This is a genomic window from Halomonas halocynthiae DSM 14573 (genome assembly GCF_000425725.1).
GTDB lineage: Bacteria > Pseudomonadota > Gammaproteobacteria > Pseudomonadales > Halomonadaceae > Halomonas > Halomonas halocynthiae.
This window is the reverse complement of sequence record NZ_AUDZ01000016.1, coordinates 128593-141088: the sequence shown is the minus strand read 5'-3', so window position 1 is coordinate 141088 and position 12496 is coordinate 128593. Positions and strand designations below refer to the sequence as shown.

At 53.6% G+C, this 12496-nt stretch carries 13 protein-coding genes; 3 read left to right on the top strand and 10 right to left on the bottom strand.

Features of this window, described 5'->3' with window-relative positions; translation table 11 throughout:
• Positions 1–14: 14 nt before the first annotated feature.
• From H616_RS0104585 to H616_RS0104560, 6 genes are all read right to left on the bottom strand, one after another.
• Positions 15–875 (bottom strand): MliC family protein, encoded by an 861-nt coding sequence (locus tag H616_RS0104585; RefSeq protein ID WP_027966307.1) that lies wholly within the window; start codon positions 873–875, stop codon positions 15–17.
• Positions 876–1100: 225 nt separating this feature from the next.
• Positions 1101–1907, bottom strand: coding sequence for an indole-3-glycerol phosphate synthase TrpC (gene trpC, locus H616_RS0104580; RefSeq protein WP_027966306.1), 807 nt, complete (start codon positions 1905–1907; stop codon positions 1101–1103).
• Positions 1908–1926: 19 nt separating this feature from the next.
• On the bottom strand, positions 1927–2946 hold the full coding sequence (trpD, locus tag H616_RS0104575; protein ID WP_027966305.1) for an anthranilate phosphoribosyltransferase: 1020 nt from the start codon (positions 2944–2946) through the stop codon (positions 1927–1929).
• A 22-nt stretch (positions 2947–2968) separates the two neighbouring features.
• Entirely contained in the window at positions 2969–3541 is a 573-nt protein-coding gene (locus H616_RS0104570; RefSeq protein ID WP_205619058.1) for an anthranilate synthase component II, read from the bottom strand.
• A gap of 64 nt (positions 3542–3605) precedes the next feature.
• Complete coding sequence (trpE, locus tag H616_RS0104565) at positions 3606–5105, bottom strand: anthranilate synthase component I (RefSeq protein WP_035572592.1); 1500 nt, start codon at positions 5103–5105, stop codon at positions 3606–3608.
• Between the two features lie 240 nt (positions 5106–5345).
• Complete coding sequence (locus H616_RS0104560; RefSeq protein WP_027966302.1) at positions 5346–6011, bottom strand: phosphoglycolate phosphatase; 666 nt, start codon at positions 6009–6011, stop codon at positions 5346–5348.
• A gap of 118 nt (positions 6012–6129) precedes the next feature.
• On the opposite strand from H616_RS0104560, the gene H616_RS0104555 reads away from it, so the two are divergent.
• On the top strand, positions 6130–7425 hold the full coding sequence (locus H616_RS0104555; RefSeq protein ID WP_027966301.1) for an NAD(P)/FAD-dependent oxidoreductase: 1296 nt from the start codon (positions 6130–6132) through the stop codon (positions 7423–7425).
• 7 nt (positions 7426–7432) lie between these two features.
• Here H616_RS0104555 and H616_RS0104550 read toward each other — a convergent pair whose 3' ends face one another.
• Together H616_RS0104550 and rpe are read right to left on the bottom strand one after the other, a co-directional pair.
• Entirely contained in the window at positions 7433–7711 is a 279-nt protein-coding gene (locus tag H616_RS0104550; protein WP_027966300.1) for a GIY-YIG nuclease family protein, read from the bottom strand.
• The gene (rpe, locus tag H616_RS0104545; protein ID WP_035572558.1) at positions 7708–8409 is read right to left on the bottom strand and encodes a ribulose-phosphate 3-epimerase; all 702 of its coding nucleotides are present in this window, start codon (positions 8407–8409) and stop codon (positions 7708–7710) included. The genes H616_RS0104550 and rpe overlap by 4 nt, the downstream gene beginning before the upstream one ends.
• Before the next feature lie 198 nt (positions 8410–8607).
• Here rpe and ggt point away from each other — a divergent pair, with 198 nt between their 5' ends.
• Positions 8608–10329, top strand: a complete 1722-nt coding sequence (gene ggt / locus H616_RS0104540; RefSeq protein WP_027966298.1) for a gamma-glutamyltransferase — start codon at positions 8608–8610, stop codon at positions 10327–10329.
• A gap of 87 nt (positions 10330–10416) precedes the next feature.
• Here ggt and H616_RS0104535 read toward each other — a convergent pair whose 3' ends face one another.
• Entirely contained in the window at positions 10417–11151 is a 735-nt protein-coding gene (locus tag H616_RS0104535) for a hypothetical protein (RefSeq protein ID WP_205619056.1), read from the bottom strand.
• 11 nt (positions 11152–11162) lie between these two features.
• Positions 11163–11339 (bottom strand): hypothetical protein, encoded by a 177-nt coding sequence (locus H616_RS15515; RefSeq protein ID WP_156906415.1) that lies wholly within the window; start codon positions 11337–11339, stop codon positions 11163–11165.
• A gap of 124 nt (positions 11340–11463) precedes the next feature.
• On the opposite strand from H616_RS15515, the gene cysP reads away from it, so the two are divergent.
• Complete coding sequence (gene cysP / locus H616_RS0104525) at positions 11464–12489, top strand: thiosulfate ABC transporter substrate-binding protein CysP (protein WP_035572550.1); 1026 nt, start codon at positions 11464–11466, stop codon at positions 12487–12489.
• Positions 12490–12496 lie beyond the last annotated feature (7 nt).

Sequence of the window (12496 nt, the reverse complement as noted above, 5' to 3'; positions counted from 1 at the left end):
GAGCCGAAGTCCCGTTACCTCACCCTAACACACTGCATGTCTGGGGCATCATACCCCCACACGATTGTGGCTTGTCCCTGATGTTCCCAGAACATTTCATTGCGCCCCTGATACTTGCTTCCGCTGGCGCTCGGTTGCAAGTACATGAGCGACACACTATCACCACGCTCGGCAACCAACGTCGATGGCTCGGTCTCAAAGAAGGTCACAATCACCTCATTGGCGGGATTGCCATCACAAGCGAAACGGACCGGTCCCTTGGATGGAACCAACTGATAGCTGGCCTGAAGTTCGGCAATGCGCTGCTGGTACGCATAGGCCACGCACTCAGACTGATCCTCCGCTTTCCAGCAATCATTGCGCCCTTTGATCCAGCCTCGCTGCTCTGCTTTGAGCACAGGAGGCTGCTGATTTCCCGCTTTTTCCAAAGCAGCGGCATAGACTCCCGAGAGCTCTCTGTCGAGCGCCGATAAACGCTCACTGGCACAAATCATCGCCTCGGTGCTTCCTGCCTCAACCCCCTCACAGGAAAAAGACGGTTGTGACTCTGCTTCCACCCGGCTGGTTTCGCCCGTGGCTGACTCCTGAGCCAATGACTCGATGTGACGGCACCAAGCGTCCGTGTCTCGTGCCGGGACGCCATCTTGGCCCCGAATGCCGAGTCGGAACTCAACCACCGACTTCCACTCATCTGAACCAATATCCGGACCGTGACCCTGGCCGTCGCCAGTGGGCACCTGGTTTTCAATGGCTTCGTACCCTGCCTCAGAACAGAGCCCGCTCTCACGCAACTCCGATTCCGAGCTGCCACCATTCAGGCTGGCACAACCTGCGCCAGCAGCCAGAATTACCAACAGGCTCAGCCTAGTTGCCATTGTTCTCACGTTAATACTTGCTTTTCCTAACATGGCCTTAACTCCTGTGTTTTTCCATAGATATGAGGGGGTCAGACTCGAGGCATCCTATTACTCTCTTCAGCAGAGCAGTCAGACGGGAGGCTTTTTCCACCCAGTTATCCAGAGGTTAAAATTTCGAGCAACAACGACTTACCCGCAGACACGTGTGCCAGCCAAGATGTTATCGCCGACATTGAGTGACATTCAGAAAAACATCCGCCGTAATGCTTCGCCGGGGTTGTTCTCACGCATAAAGGCTTCGCCCACGAGAAAACCATTAACACCATTCTCACGCATACGCAGCACATCGTTGCTGGTATGAATGCCCGATTCGGTAATCACCGTAACGCCTGCCGGTATGCGCTTGAGCAGCTCAAGGGTTGTTTCAAGCCGTGTATCAAAAGTGTGCAAGTCGCGATTGTTGATACCCACCATATCAATGTCCAGCGCCAGCGCACGGTCTAGTTCTGAGGCATCGTGCACTTCAACCAGCACGTCCATTCCAAGAGCATTCGCTTGAGCGTGCAGGTCGTGCAAACGCGCATCATCCAGTGCAGCAACTATCAGCAGAATACAGTCTGCGCCAATAGCCCGAGCTTCACTCACCTGATAGCCATGGCTGATAAAGTCCTTGCGAATCACCGGCAAGGAACAGGCCTCACGCGCTTCAATCAGAAAATCTTCATGGCCCTGAAAGAAGTCGGCATCCGTTAACACTGACAAACAAGCCGCACCACTTTCAGCATATTGACGGGCAATATTGCCGGGGGAAAAATCGTCCCGAATGACACCCTTAGACGGCGACGCCTTCTTTATTTCAGCAATAATCGCCGGATCATGCTCAGCAATGCGCTCAACCAGAGCTGCCACAAAGCCACGGGGGGCCGACTGCTGATCCGCCAAGCGCAACAGCTCAGCCTCACTAACCGCCAAACGACGCTCAGCAACTTCGGCATCTTTGCGCGCCATGATGCGGGTCAGGATAGTCGGGAGTTGATCTGAAGTGCTCATTTTACCCTCCTCGGGCGAATCACTGGGCAAACACACGGGTAAAGTGGGAAAGCTCTCTGAGCTTTTCCAGCGGAAGCTTTGAAGCCTGGGCGTCCTGAGCCATCGCCACGCCCTCCTTGAGGCTATCCGCCACGCCAGACACATAGAGCGCACCACCGGCATTCATTGCCACGATATCAGCTGCCGCCCCCTCTCCCACCAATGCCTGCTCAACCATTTTCAGGCTGCCTGCGGCAGAGTCCACCTTAAGCACATCCAGAGACTGACGCTCAATACCGAAGTCTTCCGGCGCAATGCGGTACTGGTGAATGTCACCGTCTTTTAGCTCGGCAACCTGTGTGGGTGCAGCCAGTGAGATTTCATCAAGGCCGTCTTCGGCATAAACCACCAAGACATGACGACTGCCAAGCCGACGCAGTACCTCTGCCATCAGCGGCACCAGTTCAGCAGAGTACACGCCCAACAATTGATTGGGGGCCTTGGCAGGGTTAGTCAGCGGGCCAAGAATATTAAACAGGGTACGCACACCCATTTCCCGGCGCGGCCCAATGGCGTAACGCATTGCCGGGTGGTGATTAGGCGCAAACATGAAGCCTACGCCCACTTCTTCGATGCAGCGCCTAACCTGCTCAGTCTGTAAGTCCAGCACGATATCAGCAGCAGCAAATAGATCCGCACTGCCAGACGCCGACGAAACGCCGCGCCCACCATGCTTAGCAACATGAGCGCCACCAGCGGCGGCCACAAAGCTGGCCGCGGTAGAGACATTGAACAGGTTGGCCCCATCACCTCCCGTACCAACAATATCCACAACGTTGTCACAGCTCAACGGCACGTCTTTCATTAGCTCGCGCATGACGCTAGCCGCCGCACTAATTTCCTCTGCCGTTTCACCCTTCATGGCCATACCCATTAAAAAGGCAGCCATTTGAGCATCACTGGCCTCACCAACCATGATCGTACGCATGACCTGATAGGTGGTCTCAAAGCTCAGGTTTTCATGGCGCATCACCGCGCCGATCACGTCTCGCATCTGCATGACTGTTTTGTCCTTTGGCGGCTCAGTGTCGTTTCAAGAAATTAGCCAGCAATTCGTGGCCTTGGTGCGAGAGTATGGACTCAGGGTGAAACTGTACGCCCTCAATATCCAATGTCCGGTGGCGCAACCCCATGATAAGTCCAGGTGTCACGTCATCATCGTCGGTCCAAGCGGTCACCTCCAAACACTCGGGCAAACTGTCCTGCGCCACCACCAGCGAGTGATAACGCGTCACTGACAACGGGTCATCAAGACCCTTAAACACACCCTGGCCCTGATGCCGAATGGCCGACGTTTTGCCGTGCATCACCTGAGGCGCTCGCACCACTTGACCGCCATATACTTGACCAATGGCTTGGTGCCCAAGGCAAACCCCAAGAATTGGCAACTGCCCAGCACAATGCCGAATAGCATCCAGAGAAATTCCCGCCTCATTGGGCGTACAAGGCCCCGGCGAGATAACCAAGTGGCTCGGTGCCAGCGCTTTAATCTCTGCGAGACTGATAGCGTCATTGCGGCGCGTCACTACCTCTGCGCCCAGCTCACCCAGGTACTGCACCACGTTGTAGGTGAAGCTATCATAATTGTCGATCATCAATACTTTGCTCAATTCAACCTCCCGAGTCATATTTCCTGCGTCTCTATACAGGTTGAACAAGCTATTGCTTGAGATTGTCCAGACCACGCTCAGCCATGGCAACGGCGCGAAACACCGCGCGCCCTTTATTCAATGTTTCCTGCCATTCAAGCTCCGGCACCGAGTCGGCCACAACGCCCGCACCAGCCTGAACATGTAGCTGGCCATCCTTGATAACTGCCGTACGGATGGCGATAGCGGTATCCATATTGCCGTGCCAGGAAAGATAGCCAACAGCACCCGAGTAAACGCCACGCTTGACGGGCTCCAGCTCATCAATAATTTCCAATGCGCGCACCTTGGGCGCCCCAGAAAGGGTCCCTGCAGGAAACGTCGCACGCAGCGCATCCATGGCAGAAAGGCCGGGTTTAAGCTTCCCGGTTACGTTAGACACGATATGCATAACGTGGGAGTAACGCTCCACCGCCATCTGATCAGTAACTTGTACCGACCCCGTTTCGCAGATGCGCCCCACGTCGTTGCGCCCCAGGTCTATCAGCATGAGATGCTCAGCAATTTCTTTGGGATCTGCCAGAAGCTCAGCCTCCAACGCCAAGTCTTCCTGTTCGGTAGCACCGCGAACTCGAGTACCGGCGATCGGCCTCAAGGTAACTTCGCCATCCTCAAGTCGCGTCAAAATCTCTGGTGAAGAGCCAACGACCTGATGGTCGCCAAGGTTAAGAAAAAACATGTAAGGCGACGGATTAAGGCTGCGTAACGCGCGGTATAAATCTAGCGGTGGTGCCTGGTAAGGAATCGACATCCGTTGAGACGGCACGCATTGCATGACATCACCAGCCAACACATATTCTTTGATGGTTTCAACGGCTGACTTAAAACCGTCTTCGGTAAAGCCAGACGTAAAGTCCCCTTCCTCCACACTGACACCGCCGCCACCAGGGCTGCTGGCATCTATCGTGGCGCTGCGGAGTCTAGCCTCCAACCTTTCAAGACGCTGCACTGACAGCTCATACGCACCTTCATCACTTGGGTCGGCATGCGTCCAGAGAGTCAGACGACCAGAAAGATTGTCAAACACCACCAGCTCATCACAGACCATCAGCAGAATGTCCGGCACGCCAATCGGGTCGGGTTTATTCTGCGCGTTGCTATTGCGGAGACGCGGCTCAATATAGCGAATGATGTCGTAACCAAAATAGCCGACCAAACCGCCATCAAAACGTGGTTGATCATCCAGCCGAGGCACCTTGAAACGCGTCTGGAAATCTTCGATCCAATCTAATGGGTCATCAACGCTGGCCGTTCCCACCACGTCATTATCAATATAGTGACGGACTTCGAAACCATGCACTTCAATGCGCTCGCGGCATGGCAAACCAATAATTGAGTACCGCCCCCATTTTTCACCGCCCTGCACAGATTCCAGCAAAAAGGTCCAGGGCACATCGGCCAGCTTTAAGTAAGTTGACAGCGGCGTGTCAAGGTCAGCCAAAACGTCGCGGGTAACGGGAATACGGTTATAGCCAGCTTCAGCCAGCTGATGAAAACGCTCAAATGTCATCATGATGCAGTGATCGCCTTGCCAAAAAATTGATGGAAATGCCACATACCGGCGACAAGCCGGAGACGAGCATCACCATCGCCAGCCAGCACGATAGAAACTCAACGTGGAATGAGTTGGTGTGGGGCAAAGCAGCATTGCTTGCATCATGAGATATCCTTCACCGAATAAAATCTATTACAGACGTTTATAGCAGCAAGCTATGGTAAAACGTTACCCAATAACCTGCCGTAAGAAACGCTAAACGAGTTGCGCCAGCGATTCAAGCACACCATCCGGATGGCTCAACTCCACCGACTCACCATGATTATACCCGTAAGGCACCGCAAGCGTACGAAAGCCAGCCGCTTTGCCCGCTACGATGTCATGACGTGAGTCACCAATCATGACGCAGCGCGATGGCGCTATTGAAAAAAACTCTGCCGCGTAGAGCAGCGGCATGGGGTCTGGCTTGCGCTGGGCCAGGCTGTCGCCGCCTAAACATAAAGAAAAGTGCTGCTGGAGGTTTACGTGGGCTAACAACGGAGCAATAAAGGCTGTTGGTTTATTGGTAATCAGCACGAGAGTCAGCCCCGCATCGCGCAAGCCATCTAGCGCGCCTTTCACGCCAGGATAAAGGCAGGTCTGTTGGCAAGAAGCACGCGCATAGTGCACGAGAAAAGCCGCATACGCCTGATCTAGCCACGCCTCGCTAGCCGCTTCGCCCACCGCATCAGCCAAAGCGCGTTGCATCAGTACTTGAGCCCCATTGCCCACCCAGTGACGCACTTTCACCACACCTGGCGCTGGCAAACCCAGCTGAGTCATCGCAGCGTCAACCGCAGTTGCCATATCAGGCACAGAATCAATCAAGGTGCCATCGAGATCAAAGGCAATCAGCTGGGCATTCTTAAGCAGTGGGTGCATCCGTCGTATTCCATGGCAAAGAGTGGGCATATCACGCCTGCCCGATGATAGGCTAGAAACCAGTTTTCAACGATACCCATCACGTTTCAATTAATGAGCTTCCAATGAGGAGTTGCGCATGAACAAACCAACTATCGTTGTTGTCGGTGGCGGCGCTGGCGGCCTTGAACTAGTAACCAAGCTCGGGCGACGGCTCGGGCGACGCCAACGAGCCAATATTGTGTTGGTGGATCGCAACGCAACCCATATTTGGAAACCCTTGCTGCATGAAGTAGCAACCGGCGTATTGGACTCAGGAGTTAACGAGGTCTCGTACCAAGGACATGCACTCAACAATGGCTACCACTTCCAGCGTGGCACACTGACAAACCTGGACCGCGAAGCACAACGCCTCACCTTGGCCCCAGTGATGGACGAGGGAGAGGAAATTCTGCCCTCTCGCACGCTTCACTATGACCACTTGGTACTGGCCATTGGCAGTGTTAGCAACGACTTTGGCACCCCCGGTGTCACGCAGTTCTGTCATTTTCTCGATAGCCTTCAGCAAGCCGAAGGCTTTCGTAAAGACATGTTAAATACTTTTCTGCGCTACCGCTCAGCTGAACAGGACTCTGGCTCTCAGATGACGGTCGGTATCATCGGCGCGGGCGCCACAGGCATTGAACTGGCCGCAGAGTTATATGAAGCTACAGGCATGCTACATACCTACGGGTTTACCCAGCTGGATAGCGACCACCTCAATGTTCATCTGATCGAAGCATCACCCACGTTGCTGGGTATGCTGCCTGAACGAATCGGTAATGCCGTGCGTAAAGAACTTGAAAAACTCGGTGTCACCATCCACCTCAACACCCGTGTCACCGAAGTCACAGAAAACAGCATCATAACGGCAGAAGGTGATGAGCTGAAGGTCGACCTGGCGGTCTGGTCGGCGGGCATCAAAGCACCTGATTTTTTGTCAAAACTAGGGCTGAGCACTGAGCGCAACAACCGCATAAAAGTTCACGATACATTGCAAAGCATTGATGATGAAAACATCTTTGTTCTTGGTGACTGTGCAAGCTGCCCACAGGGCGAAGACCGTACCGTCCCTCCCCGGGCTCAGGCCGCGCATCAGCAAGCTAGTCTGTTATACACCAACTTACGCGCAAAACTGGCAGGCAAGCCGCTAAAATCATTCACTTTTCATGATCACGGCTCGCTAATTTCTTTGGCTCACTTTGAAGCAATCGGCAACCTAATGGGCGGAAAGTCAGCACGCAGCCTGTTCGTTGAGGGCCATCTCGCGCGGTTCTTTTATGCCTCTCTGTATCGTATGCACCAACGTGCTATTTTCGGCACCACCAGAACAGGGCTGATCGTTTTAGTCGACCGCTTAAACCGCTACCTCAAGCCGCGGCTCAAGCTGCACTAATACCTGATCAAACAGAACCGCCACCACGGCGAGTCAACCAGGATCGCTTATTAGCCGCCGTCAGCGCTTTGACGGCGGCTTCAAGCTTAAGCGCCTCGCTGCGCGTTCCCACTTTTTCATGATGTACCAAAGCAAGCGGCCCTTTGCCGCGCAGCGCTTTCGCTCCTCGGCCAGCCGAGTGCTCCGCCAAACGCCGCTGCACATCGGTAGTAATGCCGGTGTACAGCGCCCCCGACGCCATCTCGATTACATAAAGATGCCAGATAACGTCGGGCTGCTGGCTCAAGACAACGCAGCCAACTGCTTATGAAACGCGTCTATCACGCTGTTATAACGGTTTGGGTCCGTTTCATTACGTGCGTTAAATACTGCTGAGCCAGCCACAAAAGTATCCGCCCCGGCAGCAGCAATTTCGGCAATATTTTCAACTTTTACGCCGCCATCTACTTCTAAACGAATATCACGCCCACTGGCATCAATCCGGCGACGCACCTCACGTAACTTGTCCAGCGTTGCAGGAATAAACGACTGGCCACCAAACCCAGGGTTGACGCTCATCAGCAAAATCATGTCGACCTTGTCCATCACATAGTCCAGATACGACAGCGGCGTCGCCGGATTAAAGACCAGCCCCGCCTGACAACCGCCATCACGGATCAGCTGCAGTGAACGGTCGATATGATCAGAAGCTTCCGGATGAAACGTCACGTAACTGGCACCCGCATCAATGAAGTCGCCAATCAATTGGTCCACGGGGCGCACCATTAAGTGCACATCAATCGGCGCAGTAACGCCATGCTGACGCAGCGCCTCACAAACCATGGGGCCAATGGTCAGGTTAGGCACATAATGATTGTCCATTACATCGAAATGAACGATATCCGCACCAGAAGCAAGCACATCATCCACTTCTTCGCCCAAGCGAGCGAAGTTGGCCGAAAGAATCGAGGGCGCAAGGCGGTAATCGGGGCAAGAGCCAGTCATAGCGGGGCATTTCCTGTTAGTCGCTGAGCCAAAAACAGCTATTTTAACAGCTCACACACACTGACTGGTGAAACTTGTTTCAGTCACCCTGATCTTCTGATAATACTGAGAGCGGCATTTCTATCACTTTCGGATAACAACAAGGATCGACTCATGTCTCGATACTCCGTTGCGGCTCTCTCTTCGACACAGCGCCCGATGCAAACACTCAAGCGCCTATCAGCGGGCGTACTGGCTGGCACTCTGCTACTGTCACCGTTAGCGATAGCTCAGCAAGCCATTCTTGAAGGTGAGCGTTTTCATCCACAGGAAAGTGCTTATGGCATGGTGTCCACCAGCCACTTTCTGGCCTCGGAAATATCCCGCGACGTGCTGGCCAAGGGGGGTAACGCAGTGGACGCTGCCGTCACTGCTGGCTTTGCACTGGCGGTAACCCAGCCGCGCTCAGGTAACATCGGCGGCGGCGGCTTCATGTTGATTTCTGATGAGTCCAGCGGTGAAGTCATCGCTATCGACTATCGTGAAACCGCACCCGACTCGGCCACCGAAACCATGTTTCAAGACGAGGACGGCAACGCCGTCACCGAGCGCTCACGCTATACGCACCTCGCCGCAGGAGTGCCTGGCACAGTCGCCGGCCTTGCCCTAGCGCTTGAAGAGTACGGCACCATGAGCCTGGCTGACGCACTAGCACCAGCCATTCGCTTGGCGGAAGACGGTTTTGCCGTGCCATTACGTTTCGTCAAGGGGCTTGATGATGCCCGCGAACGTTTCGAGCCTTGGGATACCAGCATGGCGACTTTCTTTAAGCAAGATGGCTCGTCTTACGCCGTGGGCGACGTCTTCCGCCAACCTGCGTTGGCCGCCACCCTCAAGCGAATTGCCGAGCACGGTGCCAGCGAGTTTTATGAAGGGGAAACCGCTCGCCTGATCGTCGCAGAAATGGATAAGCATGGTGGCTTAATGACCATGGAAGATCTGGCCAGCTACGAACCCGTGCTTCGTGAACCCAGCCACGGCACCTACCGCGGCTATGATGTCTATGCCATGAGCCCGCCCTCTTCGGGTGGTGCCCACATCGTTCAAATGCTCAATATCCTTGAAGAGTACCCAATTGGCGAAATGGGCTTTGGTGCCGCCGACACCATGCATGTAATGGCTGAGGCCATGAAGCGCGCCTATGCAGACCGTTCTGAATTTCTTGGTGACACCGACTTCGTTGATGTACCCCTCGCAGGCATTACGTCTAAACAATATGCTGACGAACTACGCGATCAGATCACCATGGATCAGGCCACGCCTAGCGACACCATCAAAGCAGGCAACCCTACGGCCTATGAGTCCAACGAAACCACTCACTTCTCAATTGCCGATAACAATGGCTTAGCGGTGTCCAATACCTACACCATCAATTTCAGCTATGGTTCTGGCATCGTGGTAGAGGGTGCAGGCTTCCTGCTCAACAATGAAATGGACGACTTCTCAGCCAAACCCGGCGTGCCCAATGCTTACGGCCTGATTGGTGGCGAAGCCAATAAGGTGGAGCCTGGCAAGCGCATGCTGTCATCAATGACGCCCACCATTGTCAAAAAAGATGGCAGTAATTTTCTCGTCACCGGCAGTCCGGGGGGCTCGCGTATTATCACCACCACCCTACAGGTGTTGATGAACGTCATCGACCACGACATGAACATTCAATCAGCAGTTAGCGCACCACGTATGCACCATCAGTGGCTACCTGACGAAATCCGCGTTGAATCAGGCTTCAGCCCAGACACCTTAAAACTGCTGGAACAGCGAGGCCATGTCATCAGTTTGGAACCTGCCATGGGTGCTGCTCAATCCATCGTCATTGATAACGACGTCTTTTACGGCGGCGCAGACCCGCGGCGTTCTACATCTTCGGCGATCGGCCTGTAACCTGGTCTATCGGCATTAGCTAGAAAAGCAGCGCTATTGACTGACCGTTCAACGGCCTTTCAATAGCGCTGCACTCTTGAAACTACCTTAGAAACGCCATGTCAGCCCAAGCATTGGTCCGTGCATATTCCAGTTTAACTCGGTGCCACCACTGCGATAATCAAAATCCAGAAAACGATAGCCCCCAGACACAAACAAGCTATCGCTCATGTGGTAGTTAGCTGTCAGCACGCCTTGAACAGTGTGCTCCGACCCCACGCCAAAACCGCCAACATCAAGATAAGCAATTGTTGACCAGCGCGGCGCCAGCTGGATATTGCCGCGCAGTGCCACAATGGGGTCAGTAAAATTCTTTTCGATACCTGCCCCAAATGCTCCTGCAACCTTAATGCTGGAGCGGATATTCCAGTGCCTTGCTCCAGCCAGCGCATCCAGAGCCCAAGTCTCTTCTTGTAGAACGCGCCACCCAGCGGCCAGTGTCATTGAGCGCTGTTTCAGCTCACCCTCGGCTGAAATACCAGGCCGGATATTCCCATCTCGAGAACTGGATGAGTAGCTGATATCTGCCAGCATTACCAAGCGATTCTTCCGCGCAAAACCTGACAGGAAAAAAGCCCCATCAACATCTTTTCTGCTTTCAGAAAAACTCCTGCTGAAAGAGAGGCTCGGCCCATTCTTGAAGGGGGTAAGGTCTCCGCTAACACCAATTGCCCAGACATAAGGTGTAACTTGCCCAACCCATTCGTCTTGCGCGGCCACAGGGATAGCAGACACCATCGAAAACAACGCAAACACACATGACGTTACAAGTTTATTCGACACAAACCACCTCATTAAAAGAATTGGTATTCTGGGTTTATAGAGTCATTGCAGCATTTTGACTTAATAACAGAGACACCGCCAAGAAGGCTTTTCATTAAATCTGCTTTTTCTTTATCAAAATTGCTGGAAGCAATAGCAAAATAAGAAACACGCCGAAACTCTCCTGGAAAAACATCAGGAAAGAACACCCACACTCCTGCTGCTGACACTGACCCCAATACACATATTCTAAAATAGAATAAAAAACATATAATCAATTTCTTTTAAGGCTGATATGGTAGGCCATCACTTGCCCCCTGCCTTGAGGTTCTTATGCCAACGTCATTGTCTGTTACACGCACCCTCCCCAGTCTAGCCATTGCGCTCGGGCTGACATTGTCGGCGGCAGCACCTGCCATGGCAGAAGACCGCGAGCTGCTTAACTCGTCCTACGATATTGCTCGCGAGCTGTTTGCCGAGGTCAATCCGCTATTCAAAGCCAACTGGGAAGCCCAGAACGAAGGCGATACCTTGACCATCAAACAGTCTCATGGTGGCTCATCAGCCCAGGCGCGCGCCATTATGCAGGGCTTACGCGCTGACGTAGTAACCTACAACCAGGTTACCGATGTTCAGGTACTGGCTGACGACGGCATGGTGGCAGAAAACTGGCAGCAACAGCTCGACAACAACGCCTCGCCCTATTACTCCACCACCGCCTTTTTGGTACGCAAAGGCAACCCTAAGGGCATCGAAAGCTGGGACGATCTGGCTGCCGAAGGTGTCGAGCTGGTTTTCCCCAACCCCAAAACATCCGGCAACGGACGTTACACCTACCTGGCGGCCTGGGGCTCAGCCAATGAGCAGTTCGACGGCAATGAAGAACAAATACAGGCGTTCATGAGCGACTTTCTTGGCAATGTAAAAGTGTTTGACACCGGCGGCCGCGGCGCGACTACCAGCTTCATTGAACGTGGTATTGGCGATGTTCTGATCAGCTTTGAGTCTGAGGTCAACAACATTCGCGGCGAGTACGGCAGCGACGATTACGAGGTTATTGTGCCGCCCGTCAGCATTCTTGCAGAATTCCCGGTGGCAGTTGTGGAAGAAAATGCCGAGCGCAATGACAACCTCGACTTGGCTCGTGACTATCTGGATTTTTTGTATAGTGAAGAGGCCCAACGTCTGCTAGCCGGATTCAATTACCGAGTCAACAATCAAACCGTCGTCGAAGAGTTCGCCGACCAGTTCCCAGACACTCAACTGTTCAAAGTCGAAGATGTGTTCGGTGGTTGGGATCAGGCCATGAAAACCCATTTCGCCAGCGGTGGTCAGCTCGACCAGTTGCAGCGTCGCTAAGCCTGAG

Coding starts and splice junctions, on each gene's coding strand:
- H616_RS0104555 (WP_027966301.1), top strand. CDS start 6,130: ATGAACAAACCAACTATCGTTGTTGTCGGTGGCGGCGCTGGCGGCCTT.
- rpe (WP_035572558.1), bottom strand. CDS start 8,409: ATGACTGGCTCTTGCCCCGATTACCGCCTTGCGCCCTCGATTCTTTCG.
- H616_RS0104560 (WP_027966302.1), bottom strand. CDS start 6,011: ATGCACCCACTGCTTAAGAATGCCCAGCTGATTGCCTTTGATCTCGAT.
- cysP (WP_035572550.1), top strand. CDS start 11,464: ATGCCAACGTCATTGTCTGTTACACGCACCCTCCCCAGTCTAGCCATT.
- H616_RS0104570 (WP_205619058.1), bottom strand. CDS start 3,541: ATGATCGACAATTATGATAGCTTCACCTACAACGTGGTGCAGTACCTG.
- trpD (WP_027966305.1), bottom strand. CDS start 2,946: ATGCAGATGCGAGACGTGATCGGCGCGGTGATGCGCCATGAAAACCTG.
- trpE (WP_035572592.1), bottom strand. CDS start 5,105: ATGACATTTGAGCGTTTTCATCAGCTGGCTGAAGCTGGCTATAACCGT.
- ggt (WP_027966298.1), top strand. CDS start 8,608: ATGCAAACACTCAAGCGCCTATCAGCGGGCGTACTGGCTGGCACTCTG.
- H616_RS0104585 (WP_027966307.1), bottom strand. CDS start 875: ATGGCAACTAGGCTGAGCCTGTTGGTAATTCTGGCTGCTGGCGCAGGT.
- trpC (WP_027966306.1), bottom strand. CDS start 1,907: ATGAGCACTTCAGATCAACTCCCGACTATCCTGACCCGCATCATGGCG.